This is a genomic window from Parvimonas parva, from assembly GCF_045866535.1.
In the GTDB taxonomy this organism is placed as follows: domain Bacteria; phylum Bacillota; class Clostridia; order Tissierellales; family Peptoniphilaceae; genus Parvimonas; species Parvimonas parva.
Genome location: NZ_AP038371.1, coordinates 1,230,372 through 1,248,559 on the forward strand (window position 1 = coordinate 1,230,372; position 18,188 = coordinate 1,248,559).

The following is an 18,188-nucleotide window of genomic DNA, read 5'->3' on the forward strand; positions in this document are numbered from 1 at the left end:
TCTCAAACTTTATGGTCTTAACAAATATTTAATTGGTGGAGGAGAGTGGATTCGAACCACTGAAAGCGCAGCTAACGGATTTACAGTCCGTCCCCTTTGGCCACTCGGGAACTCCTCCATAAAATCTACTATAAAGTAGATTGGAGCTGGTGGGAGGACTTGAACCCCTAACCTACTGATTACAAGTCAGTTGCTCTACCAATTGAGCTACACCAGCATATTGGCGACCTGGATGGGACTCGAACCCACGACCTCTAGCGTGACAGGCTAGCATTCTAACCAACTGAACTACCAGGCCATATTTGGTGGGCACAATAGGGCTCGAACCTATGACCCCCTGCTTGTAAGGCAGATGCTCTCCCAACTGAGCTATGCGCCCAAATAAAAACCAATAAACCAATTAAAATATTAAATTGTAAAAACAAAGTGGTGACCCCACCGGGATTCGAACCCGGGTTACCGCCGTGAAAGGGCGATGTCTTAACCGCTTGACCATGGGGCCTTATCAATCAATCTCTGTTAAAATCGACTGCCTAATTATTATACATCATAACTTTTAACTTGTCAACACTTTTTAAAAAGTTTTTTTGATTTTTTTATCAATTACTTTCCGAAAAGCATCTCTCAAACAGTTACTTGGATATTATACACTTTATTTTTTTAGTTGTCAATACTTTTTTTAGAATTTTAAAAAATTTTTTAAAGTTCTAAATTCGGCTCAACATTTAATGTCAAATCACTTCTAGTTCCTGATATATACTCATAATAACCTGATGATGCAATCATAGCTGCATTGTCTGTACACAATATTTTATCAGGAAAATATGATTTAAAATTATTTTTTTTACACATTTTTTGTATTTCTTCCCTAAGTGTATTGTTTGCAGAAACTCCTCCGGATACAACAACTGTATCTAAATTTTTCTCTTTTAATAACTTCTCAGTCTTATAAATTAAAACGTCAAAAACCGCTCTTTGAAAACTTGCACATACATCTTCTTTTGAAATTTCTTCACCTTTTTGTCTTTTGCTATTCAAATAGTTTAATACTGCCGTTTTAAGTCCACTAAAACTGAAATTATAGCTGTCTTTATCTAACATTACCCGTGGAAAATCTATCGCATTTTCATTTCCAAGTTTAGCAAGTCTTTCAACTTCAGGACCTCCTGGATAATTCATACCAAGGCATCTTGCAACTTTGTCATAAGCCTCTCCACAAGCATCATCAATAGTTTTTCCAACAACTTCCATATCATTATAATCTTTAACATCTACTAAATAAGTATGTCCACCTGAAACTAAAAGGCAAATGAACGGAGGTTCCAATTCCTTATGAGTTATAAAAGTTGCACAAATATGCCCTTTCATATGATTAACTCCAATTAAAGGTTTTTTAGTTGCATAAGACAGAGCCTTCGCCTCTGAAATTCCAACAAGCAAAGCTCCAACAAGTCCCGGACCTTTTGTTACAGCTATGGCATCAACATCATTTAAAGTCATATTCGCTTTTTCTAAAGATTCTTTAACTATATTATTAATCGCCTCTAAATGCATTCTACTTGCAACCTCAGGAACAACTCCTCCAAATCTCTTATGCATATCTATTTGGGAAGAAATCACATTAGAAATAACCTCTCTCCCATTTTTCACAATGGCAACACTGGTTTCATCACAACTGCTTTCTATCGCCATAATCTTAACATCATTCATTACACTACCTCTTTTATCATCATATATCCATTTTCTTTTGGATTACTATAATAATCAACAATTTTTCTAATATTTACAAATCCACATTTTTCATACAATTTAATAGCCGGAATATTGCTTTCTCTAACTTCAAGAAAAATCTTTTTTACATTACACCTTAATTCTTCTATAAAAAACTCCATAATTTTAAAGGCTATCTGTTTTTTTCTAAAATCTTTAGACACAACTATTTTATAAACCTCTGCCTCGTCTAAAACACAATTAAATAGAATATATCCTACTATTTTTCCGTAATTTTCTGCAACTATAACTTTTTTACTTTCAATATATTCCAAATAAAACTTTTCATCAAAATTATTCGAAAAATTTTCTTCATCTAATAACAAAATATCCGAAATATCATTTGAATTTGCATATCTATATAAAATCATCTTATTTTTGCCTATTCTCCAAATCCCTTTGTGCCTGTGAAAGTCTTACATATTCAGGGCTAAGAGTAAAACAGTCTGAAATTTCTCCACTTTCAAATTTTTGTTTTCCAATAACACAAGCATTCCTTGAAATGCAACTGTTTAAACAAGCAGGTGCTATTTCAAAATTTTTGTTTTCCAAAATTCTATCTTTATATAAATTTATACAATCCCCTACAAAAACAAATTTTTCATTTTTATCAGAAAATTCCTCCAAAAGTTCATCAATAGTTAAAAGTGCAGGAGGTTCAATATTTTTATTACAAACACCCTCGTAAACACCATAATAAACTCTCTCCCCTCTAGCATCAATCAAAGGAATTTTCTTTTTATCCGAAAAAACTCCAAAAGAAAGAGCCTCAAGCGTATTAACAGCTACTATCGGCTTGTTTAAAGACATAGCAAGTGCTTTTATCGTAGTAACGCCTATTCTGATACCCGTAAAAGAACCGGGACCCGTAACTGCTACAAACAAATCTATCTCTTCTATATCCATATTCAATTTTTTAAGCATTTCATCAACCATAACAAGTAAAATTTCATTATGACTCATACTTTGACTTATACTAAAATCTCCAACAACAAAATCATCTTCCATAACAGCACAAGAGCTGTGAGTTGTTGAAGTATCTATCGCTAAAATTTTCATTACAATTCCTCTATAATTTCTAATTCTCTTTTATTATTTCCTTTAATTACAATTTTTCTTGAATTCTCAGAAATTTTTAAAATTTCAACCTCGACCAAATTTTTAGGTAATAAATATCCTGCCTTTTCCGCCCATTCTATTACTGTAATCCCATCAGGATAAAAATAATTTTCATAATCTATCTGATAAAGTTCCTCCGGAAAATCAATTCTATATAAATCCATATGATTAAACTCAAACTTTCCGTAATACATATTGACCAAGTTAAAAGTCGGTGAAGTTATGTCCTCATTTATACCCAAACTTTCACCTAAAAATTTAGTAAAAGTAGTTTTACCCGCTCCTAAATCTCCAACCAAAGAGATTACATCGCCCTTTTTTAATGTTTTTGAAAATCTTTTAGAAAAATTATTACATTCTTCCAAAGAATTTAAAACTATTTCAAACAAATTCTTCCTCCTAAAACTAAAACATAAATTACATTTTATTATATCATAATTCCTTTTTGATTATTCTTTTATGGTAATTACTATGAAATAATTACAGCTTTATCATAAGTCATAAATCCATAATTATTATATCATAATCTATTTTTGATAATTAAATTAATGTAATTATTATATCACAAAAACAACTTTAATAACAGTTTAAAGCACATAAAAAGGAGATTTTTCAATCTCCTTTTTGCCCAAAACTATTACTCAGAAATATTAATTTTTAAAACAACTTTTCCTGAAACAGTTGCAGGTTGTTTGTAATTTTTATTACCAAACATATGTTCATAATTTTCAGCAATTATTTCATAAACTTCTTCAAATTTATTTTTATCTTGAACTTTAATCTTTATTTTGTTTTCATTAAAAATCAAATTGTTGTTTTTAATTATTTCTTCTTCGTTTACATTTTCTCCATCAAATTCTTCTATGACTTTGTTTTCCCAATCTTTTAACGGATTATCTATTTCTATAAAGCCATCTTTTATTTCGGTTTTTTTAACATTCACCGGAATTTCTAACTTTTCAAAACGAAACATTCTTGCTTTATCTTCGTCTTCAGTAGCATCTACTTCATATCTTATGGCAAATTTTTTCATCCACTCAAAATCATCTTTTGAAATTTTATCTACAAACAAAGTATTTATTCCTTCAAGTTTTTTAACAACTTCCATATAATTTACAAGAGCATTATTTTTATCAATATAAATTCTATGCAATTTTGGTAATTTTGTTAAAACTGAAATATCTGTAATTTTATTATTTCTCAAATGTAGAGCCTCAAGATTTTTCAAACTTTCAAGTTTAGAAATATCAGAAATATTATTATCTCTTAAGTATAAAGTAACTAAATTTTGCATTTTTGATAAATTCGGCAAATTTGAAATCTTGTTGTTATCTAAATCTAATCTCACTAAACTAGACATATCCTTGATAAAAAATATATTTGTAATATTATTATCTTGCAAACTCAATTGCTTTAATTTTAAATTTTTAAATGGCAATACATTACTCAAGTCAGTTTGTGAAATAACAACTTCTTCTAAAGCGGTATTCTTTGAAAAATCCACTCCAGTAGGAAATTTTTCTTTTTTTGCGTTTTTATAATCTTGATTTTGATAAAAAAATTGTTTCAATTTTGGAGTTTTAGTTAAGAAATCAAAATTTGTAACTTCTCTTTTTAAACTGGCACTATTAAGCATAATTTTAAATTCTTCTAAATTTTCAGCATATCTTAATGATTTAACCATTTTATCTGTAATATTTTTATCGATTATACTAAATGTTTTTAGCATTTTAAAATCTTCTTTAGTAAAATTTTTATCCTTTTTAGGTCGATTTGTCTTACTAAACTTTGCATTTGCCTCATCAGTTAAATTTGTATATTTCTCATCAAACTTATTATATTTGTTAAATAAATCGTAATAAAAGTCTTTATACTCTTCGGCAACAATTTCTTCAACTACATCAAATTTTAGCTTAATACTGTTGATAGTAAAGACATAAGCTCCCTCAGCATCAGTTAAATTTACCACTAAATCAACTTCTTTTCCATTATTTTCAGCAATAGCATCATCTGAAATTTTTAAAGTAATTTTTTTAGTTTCCTTGTCATAACTTGCATCAATACCCTTTATATTTGTGCTTGATTTTTCAAATACATTATATTCTTCTATACCAAAAGCCTTAGCTATACTTTTACCTAATTCTTCTATTCCTACATAAGGAGAGGAAAAAGAAACTTCATTTGATTTTGCATCCAAAGTTTGTCCAAGCGATACAGTTTGTCCTGCGTGTTGTATGCTTCCTTCACTTTCGTTCAAAGCCTTTGCTAATCTTGGAGCAATATAATCTCCAAGTCCTGTATAATTTTTAACTCTATTTCCTGAAATATCCAAGTGTTCAATTTTATTCAAATCCTTAATAATTGAAACATCTTCAATTCTATTAGCTGAAATGTCCAAGAACGTTAAATTTTTCAAATTTTTTAAAGCTGAAATATCAGTAATTCCCTTTGAAATCTTTTTATGACTTTCATCTCCTTCAACAGTTACATTGTAATGTAAATCTAATCCTGTTAGATTTGTAAGATTAGAAAGAGGAGTTATATCTTCAATTAAATTATTATATAACTTCAAAAATTCAAGATTTTTTAAATTTTCCAAAGGTTTCAAATCAACAATTCTATTTCTTTGAATTTCTAAATATTTTAATTTTGTTAAATCTTTAAGAGGACTAATATCAGAAATTTCATTTTCATTTAATTTTAATTTTTCAAGATTTTTTGCATATTCCAAACCTTTAATGCTCTTCATTCCTCTTGTAACTGCAAATTTAAAATCTTTTGTTCCCGATAAACTTTGAGGAACTCCAAGTATTGAATATTTAGCGTTTTCGCTAAAGTCTGCACTTCCATCTTCTTTTAAGAAAAGAGATAATTCTGTTAAACTTTCCATTTCCTTAACAGTAACTTTTTGGTTGTCTGCTCTATTTTTATCTAAATTCTTATTAATAACTTTTAATAACTTAGCATCTTCAATTTCAACAAACTTATCTTTTTCTTCAGGTTTAGCTTTTTCAACTTTTTTAAGTTTTACATTTAATTTCAACACATTAGGAGTATTAGTATAATCTAAATCATTTTCAAATTCAAAATTAACAACAAAATCTAAAGCTCCTTTGTTTAAATTTTCAATGGCTTTATCCGTTAAACTAAATTTCAATTTACCATTTTCTAAAACTACTGTAATATCTTTATTTTCAGAAGAAACTGTTATTTTCTTATCTTTTGCAATATCTTCAAGACCAATAAATACATTATCTACTTCAAAAGTTTTTTCAGTGGACTCCAATTCTTTTTTTAAATCAACATTTTGATTGTGAATAATTTTTTCAGATAATCCTTTCTTTTCATTTAAAACCGTAAAATCTTTTACCTTATTTCCATCAATATGCACATCAGTAAGTTCATTTAAGTTTTTAATTGCAGAAATATCTGAAACCACATTATTTGATATACGTAAACTTGTAACATTAACCAAATCTTTTACAAAATTAATATCAGAAATTGAGTTATCACTAAAATTTAATAATTGTAGATTAGTTAGCTTTGAAATAGCATTTAAATTTTCAATCTTATTCTTTTGAACATATAGATTTTTTAAATTAGGCATATTTGCAAGAAATGAAACATCTTTCAACTCATTTTCTTCCAAATCTAACTCTTCAAGATTTACAAGTTTACTCAAATCTATATTTTTAAGATTATTTTTCTTTAAACTTAATTTTTTCAAATTTGTTAAATCATTCAAAACAGAAGTGTCTTTAAGAGCATTACTTCCCAAGTCCAAATCTTCCAAAACTTTTAAATTCTTTAAAGAGTCAATGTTTTCAATTTTATTACTATCAGCTCTAAAGTACAATAATTTTTCAAGATCTTTAACAGCATCAATATTAGAAATGCTATTTGAATAAATATCTAAAAGTTTTAAATTTTTAAGATTTTTCAAAGCACCAATATCAGAAACTTTATTTACAGCAAAATCAAAGTTTTCTAAATTTTTAAGATTTTTCAAAGCACTAATATCAGAAATGTTGTTATGTGAAATATATAAACTCTTTAAATTTGTCAAATCCTTTAAAGGAGAAACATCAGATATTTCATTATGAGAAAGTCTTAACAATTCAAGCTTTTTTAACCCTGCAAGTGGTGTTAAATCTTTAATTGCTCCCTCTGAATATCTTATTTCTTCGTCGTCATCAGGAATTTCTCCGGAAGAAATTGTAAGTGTCTTTAGGTTTTTACAGTATTCCAAACCTTTAATACTTCTAACTTCAATAATGTCATCTTCATTGGCATTCATACCTCTAATTCCAATAGATTCAATTTTTTCTAAATCACTCTTTAAAATTTCATTTGAATTTTTATCTTTTCTATATGATTTATCTGTAAGTTTAAAATTATATTCACCCATGTCTTGTTCATAATCATCTTTACCATTATAAGCATGTAACTTATCAAGGATAAATTGTTTCAAATTTGAATCTTCGATTTCAATAACTTCATCTTTTTCTTCCGGATCACTCGGAACGCTCGGCTCATCAGGTTTTGTATCCGGTTTATTGTCCGGCTTGTTTGGAGTTATATCTGGTTTTGTATCCGGTTTAGTATTCGGCTTATTTGGAGTTATATCTGGTTTTGTATTATCTTTTTCATTTGCTTTTTCAGTTTCAACATCATTCCACATTAAAACCCCAATATAATCATAAGACTTATCGCTTATATTAATCTTTCCACGAACATCAACAGAATTTTTATAAACAACATCAGCATTTGTCGTATAAGTTAAAATTGAAGAGGCTAAAATTCCAGTTCCAATAGCAACTGACAACAATCTCTTAGCATTTCTCTTTTTAGAAACTAGAACACATATAGCACCCACCATTCCAGCAATGGCAATTGGTATGTAAATCTTATAAACCCCATCAACTCCAGTTTTTGAAAGTTTGCCTTTTTTTATTGAATGTTGAATAGCTTTTTCTATTTTGAATTTTAATTCTTTTTCATCTAAAACTCGTTTTTCTCCAGCCTTAACATTTCCAATTTCAATTTCTTTTCCACCAACAATTTTAAGCCCTTTAATATCTTCAGATTTTAATTTAACTCCGAACATATCCTTACTACTATTGTTTTCAATAGAAACTTTAAATGTTCCCTTATCATCTCCATTTAACTTTAAAACAATTCCATCTTTGTTATAAATTACCGTTTCGCCATCTGCATAGCTTATATTTTGTGAAAAAGAAAAACCACAAAGCAAAGCCAATGCCAATACACTTTTATTTTTCATAATTTACCACCTTTCCGTAAAAACAAATATTCATTAATATTTTAACACAAATTGTCATATAAGTATAATAGTTTTTTCTTATCCATAAACCACTTTGAATAAATTTTTTCTATATAAACGGATTAAAATTCATACCTTAAATAAATTCTCTCTTTCTATATAAAAAAAGATGCCAATTAAATTAGCATCTTTTCCATTTTTATTCTTGTTCTATTTTGTCTGTTAATCTTTCCATTTCGTCGATTAAACTTCCAATATATTCTATTGTATTAACAAGCGGTGCGTCTGTTGTAATATCAACGTCAGCCATTTTTGCAAGTTCAATAGGATTTTTACTTCCACCAGCTTTTAAAACTTCAATCCATTGTTTAGCTTTTGAATTGTCTTTTAAAATGTTTAGACACATTTGAGTTCCGATTGTTAAACCTGCGCTGTAAGTGTATGAATAAAGTCCCATATAGTAATGTGGTTGTCTCATCCAAGTTCTTTCAACTCCGTCAACAAGTTCAACATCTTCTTTGAAGAATTTTTCCATAGTTTCTTTAAAGATTTCATTTAAAGTTGTAGCATCAACTGCTCCACCATTGTCGATAATTTTGTAAACTTCTCTTTGATAGTATGCTTCTAAGAAATGTGTTACAAAGTTGTGGTAATAAGTTTTTGAAATTATTTCAGAAATAATCCATCTTCTTTCTCTATCCGTCTTTGCATTTTCCAATAGATAGTGAGCCATAATCAATTCATTTGTTGTTGACGGTGCCTCTACAAAATAAGTTGAACAGTCAACATTTAAAATATTTTGATATTGGTTGCAAAGAGTAAAATGTCCACCATGTCCAAGTTCGTGAGCAACTGTTAGTATATCAGACATATTTCCTGACCAAGTTAAAAGTACATAAGGATGCACTCTGTAAGGACTCGCACAGAAAGCTCCTGAGGCTTTTCCTTCGTTATCAACATAGTCTATACATTTCTTTTCAAAAGCATTTTCCAAATATGACTTATAATCATCACCTAAAACGGAAAGTCCGTCTATAACCATTTTTTTACATTCATCAATGCTATAAACTTTTTGAAAATCTGCATCTAAAGGCATTTTCATATCAGAAAAAGTCATTTTATCAAGTTTATTTACTCTCTTTAAAAGTCTTGCATACTTTCTAATATGTGGTGCAAGTTTTTCCATAATAACATCACATTGTCTATTATACATATCCATTGTAACTTCTTGTTCTGCAAGTAAATATTCAAAAACATTGTCGTATTTTCTAACTTTAGACATAGCCTTATCTTGTTGAACATGGCTGTAATATGCACTTGCAAAAGTATTTTCATATTTTTCTAAAGTGTTGTAGAATTTTTTAAAAGCATCTCTTCTAAATTCTGTATTTGCATCAACTTCAAAACTACCTTCAAAAATATTGTAGCTCATTGGAGTTTTTACGCCATTTACTTCAACATCTTCAAAAGAAAGGTCTTGCATTTTTGATTGTTGATAAACTCTGTAAGGAGTTTCAAAACTTCCACTTAAAGAAGAAAGTGTACTTTCAACTTCTTTTGATAATGTATGTTCTTTTCTATCTAAAAGTTTTTCTAAAAATCTTCTATTTTCAGAATTTTCTTCCATAGCTTTTTCTATGATTTTTTTATCATTTGCTAAAATTTCAGTTTCTACAAAACTAAGTTTTGAATAAACAGGAGCAACTATATTTTCAAAGTTTACAATTCTTTCAAATTGTTCTTTTCCACCTAAATCTGTTTCGTAGTCTAAGCTTGCATAGTTTCCAGCTAAGTCCAATAAAACACGAATAGGTTTTAAATCTTCTAAACAGCTATTGATTGTGCAATAGCAATCAAGTTTGCCCTCGTAAATCTTTACAAGCTCATCCGTCTTTTCTACAATTTCCTTAAGAGCATTTTTATAGTCTTCTTCAGTTTTAAAAATATCAGTTAAGTCCCAAGTTAGATTTTTATCTACTTCATTTCTTTTCATCATATTCCTCCTAAAATGTTTTCTTTCATTCTTATCTATTTTACCATATTTTTTAAAAAAATTACATTATTTAAAAAATATTTTTAGAAAACTCATTTTTAGTATTGTATTTTTACTAATTTTTTTGTAAAATACTGTTATGTAAAATACAAGATTTTTCATTTTAAATTTTTTTATTTTTAAGGAGAGAATGTAATGAACAAAAAAATAGCATAGTTGATATGTTAACGTTTGGATTTGCACTTTTTGCAATGTTTTTTGGAGCAGGGAACTTAATTTTCCCTCCATATTTGGGAGTTCTTTCAGGTAGTTCTTGGTTCATAACATTTTTAGAATTTACAGTTACAGCCGTTGGTCTTCCTCTTGTAGCATTGATGGCAGTTACTTACTATGAATGTGATATAATGAAATTTTTTAGACCTATCGGAGAAAAACCGGCACTATTTTTAAGTTTTATGGTTATAATGTGCGTAGGTCCATTACTTGTAATTCCAAGAACTGGAGCAACAGCTTACGAAGTGGGAATTAAGCCAATTTTAGGTTTCCATAATATTTATTCAATCACAACAGTTGCAATTATTTTTTATGCTTTAACTTATTTTTTAACTGTTAGACCTTCAAAGGTTGTAGATATTATCGGAAAATTTTTAACGCCTTTTCTAATACTTGCGTTGGTTGTAATCATTGTTAAAGTAACAATTACTCCACTTGGAGCTCCAGCTGAAACAGCTAAAATAAATAATGTTTTAGGAAAAGGACTAATCGACGGTTATCAAACAATGGACTGTTTCGTATCTCTTGCAGTTGGTTCAGTTTTAATGTTGACATTAAAAAACAAAGGATACAACGAACCGACACAACAAGTAAAAATATTGTTCAAGTCAGGACTTATAGCTTGCACTACTTTAGGACTAATCTATGGTGGACTTACATATCTTGGAGCAACAGTTTCTACACAATATGGAATAGATGCCGAACAATCACAAATAATTGTAAATGTAACACAAAATCTTTTGGGAAATGCAGGAAAAATCGCTTTAGGCTTAGCATCATTCCTTGCTTGTTTAACAACATCAATAGGACTTACATCAGCGTCTGGAGAATATTTAGTAAATATTACAAAGGGAAAAATAAAATATTCCACTTTTATACTTTGTATTTGTATATTTGGAACTACAGCTGCAATAATCGGAGTTAGCGGAATCGTAAAAATAGGCGCTCCAATACTTGCTGTTGTTTATCCACCGACAATTGTTTTAATTATACTTACATTTTTCAAAGAAAAAATCAAAAATGATTTAATATTCAAACTACCGACTTTCACAGCAGTTATAATAAGTTTTATTCAAGTGCTTTATGAACAATTAGGAATTTTTAAATTTATAACTATTTTACCATTAAGTGATATAGGTTTTAACTGGATAATTCCAAGTTTTATAGCATTTGTAATAGCATTATTTATCAAAAAGAAATAAAATTAAAAGAAAAAGTGATATATTAGCGTTTACATTACTTTTTTTGTAAATCAACAAGGTTATCAGGAACCCACCCTATTCGAAGCATCGTGTAAAGGTGAGGTTCTTTTTTTACAAACAAAAAAGCACGATGATTCGTGCTTTTCTTTGTGTTAAATTAATCTTGAGTAGAATTCTACTACTAATGAGTCTTGAATTTCAATAGGAACTTCATTTCTTTCAGGCATTCTAGTTAAAGTTGCTTTCAATCCTTCTTTCTTTTCGATATAAGGAACAACTCCTAAGAATGTAGATTCAAAGTTTTCTTTGAACATTTCTACTTTTTGTGATTTTTCTCTTAAAGTGATTTCATCTCCAACTTTTACTGCGTATGAAGGTATATCAACTTTTTTGCCATTAACAAGCATATGTCCATGAACTACCATTTGTCTTGCTTGTCTAATTGAAGACGCAAAACCCATTCTGTAAACAAGGTTATCTAATCTTGTTTCTAACATCATAACAAGAGCGTCCCCTGTTATACGTTCTTTTTGTCTAAGTGCTTTTTCTACATAAGTTCTGAATTGTTTTTCCATAACTCCATAGTAAGCTCTTAGTCTTTGTTTTTCTAGTAATTGTAAACCGTATTCTGTTAATTTTTTGTCGTTTCTTGCAAGACCTTTACCCATTCTCTTATTAGCTTTTGGGTGTCCGCATACATTTAAGCCTAGTCTTCTTGATTGTTTAAATCTAGGTCCCATCATTTTTGCCATATTTTCATACTCCCCATAAATTATTTGCCGCGATAATTTATAGCCACGCATAAATTATACAACTTTTTTTATATTTTGTAAATAGCTTTTTTATGTTTTTTTCAATAATTTTTAAATAAAAGCTCCTCCATTAACATTTATAACTTGTCCTGTTATATAAGAAGAATCTTTTGAAACCAAAAACTTTACAACACTTGCAATTTCTTCCGGCTTTCCAAGTCTTTGAAGTGGAAATTCCGAGCAATACTCTTCAAGATTTTCCTTTGAAATATTTTTTAACATATCTGTATCAATTCCACCCGGTGCAACGGTATTTACGGTTATTCCTGAATAACCAAGTTCCTTTGCCAAAGCTTTATTCATAGAAATAATTGCTCCTTTAGTTGCAGAGTAATGCGCCTCAAGTGAGCCACCGGTAACTCCCCATATTGAACTGATCCCGATAATTTTTCCGTATCTATTACTTATCATTGAAGGAATAGCTCTCTTTATGCAACGATAAGCCCCATGAACATTTACATTAAACATATCTTCCCATTCTTCTTCTGTAATATCTTGAAAAAATTTCACACTTGAAATTCCTGCATTATTTATTAAAATATCTACATTTCCAAAAATTTTTTCTATTTCTAAAAACATATTTTCAACGTCTTCTGTTTTTCTTATATCTGCCTTTATCATCAAAACATTTGAATTATATTCTTTTATTTCGTCAAAAACTTTTTTTGCCTCTATTTCATTTTCTCTAAAATTTATAACTATATTATAATTTTCCTTTGCCAAGCTCTTTGCAATCGCCGAGCCAATGCCCCTTGATGCACCTGTTATAAGTACAGTATCCCTTTTCATACTAACTCCTTTAAAATAAATTATATCAACAAGATTAATTTAAATTATAACATAAAAAAATACAAAATAAAAATTTAAGTTTAATTTAACTAGTTATTTTGTAGTAAAATATAGGAAAATATGGTATAATATAATTAACATAACAATTATATTTTTTCGATATAATTGTAAAAAATGTTAGGAGGTATTTGTATGAAGTTAAAATTTATAGGTAAAAACATTGAAATCACTGATGCTTTAAGAGATATTACTGCTAAGAAATTTGAAAAGCTAGATAAATTCTTTTCTAAAGACATTGAAGGTAAAGTTACTTACAGTTCTGTTAAAAATAACAAAATTTTTGAAGCAACAATTTATTTACCAAATAGTACAATACTTAGAGCCGAAGAAAGTACAACTGATATGTACACTTCAATAGATATTGTTTTAGACAATCTTGAAAGACAAATAAGAAAAAACAAAACAAAGTTACAAAAGAAATATCAAGCATTAGAAACTATCAGATTTGAAAAAATTTCTGAACCGGTTGAAGATGAAGAAGAATCAAAAATTGTTAGAGTTAAAAACTTTGACGTTGCTACAATGTCTGAAGAAGAGGCTATTTTACAAATAGAACTTTTAAACCATGACTTCTTTATTTTCAAAAATGCAAAAGATTCAAAAACAAATGTTTTATATAAAAGAAAAGATGGACACTATGGTTTAATAATAGTTGAATAGACAAAAAGAGGATTTTTTAAAAATCCTCTTTTTCTTTAAACAATAACAACATCACAAAATCCATTATCCAATGCTATTTGTTTCAATTCTTCCATTTCTTCATCGGTTGGAGATGAAAACATACTGTATTCTTCCCTAACACCAAATTTTCTATATTTTATAATCTTGTATCTAATCTTATGTCCCATTTTTATGTACTTGGAAAGCATCTTTGTAATTTTATCAACTGTTGTTCTATTATCCATTCCAGCAACTGTTACCGTTCTTATTTCAAATAGCTTGTCAATACTTGCAAGATAATCTGCATTTTCTAAAACCGTATCAACTTTGCTCTTAGTTATAAAAATATGTTCTTCATTAACAAATGCTTTTATATCAAGCATAAAAGAATCTGTAACTTCAACCAATTTTGGTAATTTTTTAAAAGGCAGACTTCCATTTGTATCTACAAAACAAGTTAGTCCAAGTTTTTTTACTTCAGTAAAAAGTGGCACTAAAAAATTATGTTGTAAAGTACATTCTCCACCACTAACAGTAATTCCTCTTATGAAAGGCATATTCTTTTTAATTCTTTCAAGAGTTTCTTCAACCGTCCAATTATAAATTTTAGGACTTGAAAGATGCTTACAGACTCTAATACATTCATCACAATTTATACAAGTTTTATCGTTCCAAACAATTTTTCCATCTACATTTGTCAAACTTTTGGTTGGACAAGACGGAATACATTCCATACAATTTATACAATGTCTTATCGTTTCAGGATTATGACAATAAAAACAATTAAAATTACAACCTTGTAGGAAAATGGACGTCCTGTTACCAGGTCCGTCCACCACCGACATATCTATTATTTTGTTTATTTTTCCTTTATTCAACATCTCTAACCTTACGTTCTAATAAATGATATTTTTCAAAAGCCTCTCTTGCATATTGAACAGTATCGTAGCTAACTCTTTCACCGTCAATAAATTTTTGCATATCAGATTTTTTTACCAAATATCCAGTTACACGAATCAAATCTCCATTTTCTCCATAACAAGAAATGTATCTCATATTAAGTTTAAAACCTGCTTTAAAAATATCCAAAACAGCTGATGGATTTTTTTCTGCAGTTTCATCAAATGGGAAATGGTCGCCAATTCCTGATGGAAAATATTTGTGGAAAAGTCCTGAATGTTTAATATGATCATACATTGGAACTTCTTTTCCAATTCTAATTCTAACACCGGCACTATCCTCTGTATCGTCTTGTGCTCCAACTTGTGAATGTAACATAAACTTGTGATTCCAAAAAGTTGAATACTTACTTTCAAATGAATTTACTCTCTTTTCTAAGAAATCCATAACTTCCAATCCTAAGTTATTTGCATATTCATCTTTTCCATATTCCAAATCTTTATTTTCAAATTCTAAAAGTTTTTGAACGCATTCATGTAAACCAACTAAACCGAAAAGTCCGACAAATCTATCCAATTCAATGAATCCCTCTTTAACCAAGAAGTTTTCTTCAAAGAAAGGAGTTTCTTCAACTAAAAATCTAATCTTTCCTTCCATAAAGTTACACATTAAGTCTATCGCCTCAGGTAAAACCCTATCAAAAAAATCTTGTTTTGAACTTGAACTTCTTGCAAGTGAACCAAGTCTTAATCTGCTAAGAGTAAATGCACCTCCTGAAATAGGAAGTCCGTTGTAACAACTTGCTATCGCATAGTCGCCACCAAAATCTTTTCTGTAATATTTGTCATTTGCAAAAGCAGGGTTTGCAGTTAAAAGTGATGCATAAACACATTTTTCTCCAAAATCATCAGGAGTTATGTCTTCATCATATAAAATAGTCATATTTGGAGTAACATTATTTAAAGTTGGAAGTAATTCCAAAATAATTTCTCCTGCAACAGTTTTTTCAGGCCCAATATTTGCATGACAAAAACTGTCGTTAATTGTTCTATCTAAAGAAATTAAGAACCATCTAATTAACTTTTTAGCCTCATCTCTATCTGTGATGAACGGGTCTAAAAGTTTATCAATTTTCCCAATATAAACAGGATATCTAGTTATAGAAGGAATATGATGGTAAAAAATTAATAAATTATTAATTGCATCAAGTAGAGTTTCAGATTTTTCAAGACGTAAAAATTTACAGCCCTCATCTAAAAGTTTTTGGTAATTCGGACAAATGTATCTTGGTGCATAAGGAGCATGTCCTTCCCACAAATCACAAAAACCTCCATTTTCTGAAATTTCAAATATTCTTTCATTTACTGAATTTTTTGGAAAATTATTTAAGTTTTCCGCAAGTTTTGCAAGCTGAGAAGTCTTTTGTTCAAAAGTTAAATCTTTTGCCTTAATAATATTCATTGACAACTCTCTAGCTTCTTCTAATGTTTTAATTTCTGAAATCATAATACCTCCAAATTTTATGTCATAAAGTCATCTACTATTTACCCTTATTATATATCATTAAAACAAAAAATGATACTGTAATTTGTCTTTTTTGAGTTATTAAAAAAATAATCAAAAACCATAAATCAGATAAAGTATCATCTAAACAAAAATAATTATCATTTATTAGTCGTATTTTTTAAATTTTTTTTGTGAATTTTAACGATTATCCCTTTATTTTTTAATTAATTTGTATTATAATATATTGTATGATTATTTAAGGAGGGACATTAATGGAAAGTAAATTAGTTACTTTATTAAGAAAAGTTTTAATCGACAAAACTTTCGATTTAAAAACTGATAAAAGATTATATTCAGAATTCACTGTGCTTAAAGTAAAGAAGAAAACTGTAATAATTAAAGAAAACGACAAACTGGATTATTTATATTTATTAGTTAGAGGTAGTGCAAATGTAGTTCACTTCACACCCGTTGGGGAACTAATAGTATTTAATCACATTACAAATACTTCTATACTTGGTTTACTTGAATTTATGGATAACAAACATGATTTCTATAAGAGTGTTGCATTCTTCAAAGATACAAGACTTATTAGAATTCCAGTTGAAGCATTTGAAAGAGAAGCTGAAAGTATTGAACTTTTAAAAATTTACAATCACTTCTTATTAGACTTTGCTAAACATTCTATCGCTACATTCGATTTAACTAAAAACTACGGAAGAAAGAAAAACTTAATTGAATTCTTCTTATCTAAATGTGTTGAAGTTGAATTCCCTGTTAGAATTACTTTAACTAAAAAAGTTATCTCTGACTATTTAAGAATTAACGAAAGAACAATGTATAGATATTTAAATGAATTGATTGATAGAAATTGTATTTCAAGACAAACAGGTAAAATCATAATTTCAAAGGAAAATTACGATAATTTAGTTGAATACTCAAAAGAAAAAGGTGTAGATAACGACTAATAGGTGAGTATTATGAGTGAATCTATCGAAAATGCTAACTCAGTATCCAATTCAGATAAAAAGACAAAAAAATTCAATAAAAAATCTTTATTTATAGTTTTAAACTACTTTCTAACTCCAATTTTTATTATGTTAATATGTATTAAAATTTTAGATAATCAAAAAATTATGGAAAGTGTGATGAGTTTAAACTTTGTAGTTAAGTTTTTTGAAAATAATGCTTATTTAATTGAAAATAGAGAATCGTTTGATAAATTTTTTGTTGATATTTTAGGATCTATTGCAACACTTATTGCATTTATAATAGCTATTTTTATAGTTAAAAAAAGAACTGATAGTATCTCTAAAAATAAAACAACTGTTTCTTTTAAAAAATTATTTTTAATTGGAATTGGTCTTGGTGTATTTATGATTTTATGGAATATCATAATTTCATATACCTACCCACTATTCGGATTAACTTTTAAGAGTAATAATACTGAGAGTATTTTAAAGTCTTTAAAATTAAATAAGATATTATTAATTAATTTATTAATATCAGCACCGATAGGCGAAGAATTTGCTTTTAAATATGGAATGTTTACATTTTTCCACGAAATTTTTCAAGACAAAGGAAAGCTCTTAAAAATATTCCTACCGGCATTAGTTTCTGCTTTTGTATTTGCAGTAATTCACGATGGACTGTACTTAGTTCCTTTGTATATCGTACCAAGTTTCGTAGGTTGTTTGATATATGAAAAAACAAGGTCTTTACTACCTTGTATTTTAGGACATTTTTTAAACAATCTTTTAGCAATAATAACATTATTATCTTAAAAACTGTATAAATTATTCTATACAGTTTTTTTTATG

Annotated in this window: 14 protein-coding genes and 5 tRNA genes; 4 read left to right on the forward strand and 15 right to left on the reverse strand. The window is 28.4% G+C overall.

What is annotated here, in order from left to right:
• Positions 1-33 precede the first annotated feature (33 nt).
• The 11 genes from ACKTSI_RS06115 to pepF all read right to left on the reverse strand — a co-directional run bounded on the left by ACKTSI_RS06115 (position 34) and on the right by pepF (position 10,166).
• Positions 34-118 (reverse strand) — tRNA-Tyr (locus tag ACKTSI_RS06115).
• A 23-nt stretch (positions 119-141) separates the two neighbouring features.
• Positions 142-217: transfer RNA gene (locus tag ACKTSI_RS06120), tRNA-Thr, on the reverse strand.
• Positions 218-221: 4 nt separating this feature from the next.
• Positions 222-298 (reverse strand) — tRNA-Asp (locus tag ACKTSI_RS06125).
• A gap of 5 nt (positions 299-303) precedes the next feature.
• Positions 304-379 (reverse strand) — tRNA-Val (locus tag ACKTSI_RS06130).
• A gap of 48 nt (positions 380-427) precedes the next feature.
• Positions 428-502 (reverse strand) — tRNA-Glu (locus ACKTSI_RS06135).
• 197 nt (positions 503-699) lie between these two features.
• Positions 700-1,710, reverse strand: a complete 1,011-nt coding sequence (gene tsaD, locus ACKTSI_RS06140; protein ID WP_068474458.1) for a tRNA (adenosine(37)-N6)-threonylcarbamoyltransferase complex transferase subunit TsaD — start codon at positions 1,708-1,710, stop codon at positions 700-702.
• Entirely contained in the window at positions 1,710-2,141 is a 432-nt protein-coding gene (gene rimI, locus ACKTSI_RS06145; RefSeq protein WP_311526208.1) for a ribosomal protein S18-alanine N-acetyltransferase, read from the reverse strand. The genes tsaD and rimI overlap by 1 nt, the downstream gene beginning before the upstream one ends.
• Position 2,142: 1 nt before the next feature.
• Positions 2,143-2,829, reverse strand: a complete 687-nt coding sequence (gene tsaB, locus ACKTSI_RS06150) for a tRNA (adenosine(37)-N6)-threonylcarbamoyltransferase complex dimerization subunit type 1 TsaB (protein WP_068474454.1) — start codon at positions 2,827-2,829, stop codon at positions 2,143-2,145.
• Positions 2,829-3,278 carry a tRNA (adenosine(37)-N6)-threonylcarbamoyltransferase complex ATPase subunit type 1 TsaE gene (gene tsaE, locus ACKTSI_RS06155; RefSeq protein ID WP_311526207.1) on the reverse strand — a complete coding sequence of 150 codons (450 nt, stop codon included), beginning with the start codon at positions 3,276-3,278 and terminating at the stop codon, positions 2,829-2,831. Before tsaE ends, tsaB begins: the two co-directional genes overlap by 1 nt.
• 248 nt (positions 3,279-3,526) lie before the next feature.
• Positions 3,527-8,173 carry a leucine-rich repeat domain-containing protein gene (locus ACKTSI_RS06160; protein WP_407862713.1) on the reverse strand — a complete coding sequence of 1,549 codons (4,647 nt, stop codon included), beginning with the start codon at positions 8,171-8,173 and terminating at the stop codon, positions 3,527-3,529.
• A 199-nt stretch (positions 8,174-8,372) separates the two neighbouring features.
• A complete protein-coding gene (gene pepF, locus ACKTSI_RS06165; protein WP_407862714.1) occupies positions 8,373-10,166 on the reverse strand; it encodes an oligoendopeptidase F in 1,794 nt (597 codons plus the stop codon).
• A 221-nt stretch (positions 10,167-10,387) separates the two neighbouring features.
• On the opposite strand from pepF, the gene brnQ reads away from it, so the two are divergent.
• Entirely contained in the window at positions 10,388-11,641 is a 1,254-nt protein-coding gene (brnQ, locus tag ACKTSI_RS06170; protein ID WP_407862715.1) for a branched-chain amino acid transport system II carrier protein, read from the forward strand.
• 152 nt (positions 11,642-11,793) lie between these two features.
• Here the strand turns inward: brnQ and rpsD are convergent, their stop codons facing one another.
• Positions 11,794-12,393, reverse strand: a complete 600-nt coding sequence (rpsD, locus tag ACKTSI_RS06175; RefSeq protein WP_068474441.1) for a 30S ribosomal protein S4 — start codon at positions 12,391-12,393, stop codon at positions 11,794-11,796.
• 111 nt (positions 12,394-12,504) lie between these two features.
• On the reverse strand, positions 12,505-13,242 hold the full coding sequence (gene ymfI, locus ACKTSI_RS06180) for an elongation factor P 5-aminopentanone reductase (RefSeq protein ID WP_288980159.1): 738 nt from the start codon (positions 13,240-13,242) through the stop codon (positions 12,505-12,507).
• Positions 13,243-13,434: 192 nt separating this feature from the next.
• Between ymfI and hpf the strand changes: the two genes are divergently transcribed.
• Positions 13,435-13,962 (forward strand): ribosome hibernation-promoting factor, HPF/YfiA family, encoded by a 528-nt coding sequence (hpf, locus tag ACKTSI_RS06185; protein WP_068474435.1) that lies wholly within the window; start codon positions 13,435-13,437, stop codon positions 13,960-13,962.
• Positions 13,963-13,997: 35 nt separating this feature from the next.
• Here hpf and ACKTSI_RS06190 read toward each other — a convergent pair whose 3' ends face one another.
• Entirely contained in the window at positions 13,998-14,843 is an 846-nt protein-coding gene (locus tag ACKTSI_RS06190; protein ID WP_288980156.1) for a YjjW family glycine radical enzyme activase, read from the reverse strand.
• Positions 14,833-16,368 (reverse strand): YjjI family glycine radical enzyme, encoded by a 1,536-nt coding sequence (locus ACKTSI_RS06195; RefSeq protein ID WP_201275835.1) that lies wholly within the window; start codon positions 16,366-16,368, stop codon positions 14,833-14,835. Before ACKTSI_RS06195 ends, ACKTSI_RS06190 begins: the two co-directional genes overlap by 11 nt.
• A 272-nt stretch (positions 16,369-16,640) precedes the next feature.
• Here ACKTSI_RS06195 and ACKTSI_RS06200 point away from each other — a divergent pair, with 272 nt between their 5' ends.
• Together ACKTSI_RS06200 and ACKTSI_RS06205 are read left to right on the forward strand one after the other, a co-directional pair.
• Positions 16,641-17,336 carry a Crp/Fnr family transcriptional regulator gene (locus ACKTSI_RS06200; RefSeq protein WP_068474417.1) on the forward strand — a complete coding sequence of 232 codons (696 nt, stop codon included), beginning with the start codon at positions 16,641-16,643 and terminating at the stop codon, positions 17,334-17,336.
• 12 nt (positions 17,337-17,348) lie between these two features.
• The gene (locus tag ACKTSI_RS06205) at positions 17,349-18,152 is read left to right on the forward strand and encodes a lysostaphin resistance A-like protein (RefSeq protein WP_407862716.1); all 804 of its coding nucleotides are present in this window, start codon (positions 17,349-17,351) and stop codon (positions 18,150-18,152) included.
• Positions 18,153-18,188: the final 36 nt, after the last annotated feature.